The sequence below is a fragment of the Cognatundibacterium luofuense genome (genome assembly GCF_018139685.1).
GTDB lineage: Bacteria > Pseudomonadota > Gammaproteobacteria > Burkholderiales > Burkholderiaceae_D > Undibacterium > Undibacterium luofuense.
Genome location: NZ_JAGSPN010000657.1, coordinates 1 through 281, shown reverse-complemented (window position 1 = coordinate 281; position 281 = coordinate 1). Strand labels below are relative to the sequence as shown.

The 281-nt window shown below is 60.5% G+C and carries 1 pseudogene; it reads right to left on the bottom strand.

The annotated features are described in order from the left end of the window. A pseudogene (locus tag KDM89_RS22065) lies at positions 1-281 on the bottom strand (bifunctional acetate--CoA ligase family protein/GNAT family N-acetyltransferase); the annotation flags it as partial.

Genomic DNA, 281 nt, shown 5'->3' with positions numbered 1-281 from the left:
CAAGCCAGCGGTGATAAGCGTGTCGTCAGTTGTTCTGCATCGGGGGTGGAGAGCGTGGCGAGTTGCAGACCCAGTTCATTCAGTACATCCGCGGCCAGCACGGCAGGGCCGCCGCCATTTGAGATGATTGCCAGTCGCCGTCCCACCGGCAAATAGCGCGCCGACAGGCATTTGATGGCAGCAAACATCTGTACCATAGAACGCACCCGCACAGCGCCGGCGCGCTGCAGGGCCGCATCGAAAATGGCATCGCTGCCGACAATCGCGCCTGAATGAGTTAA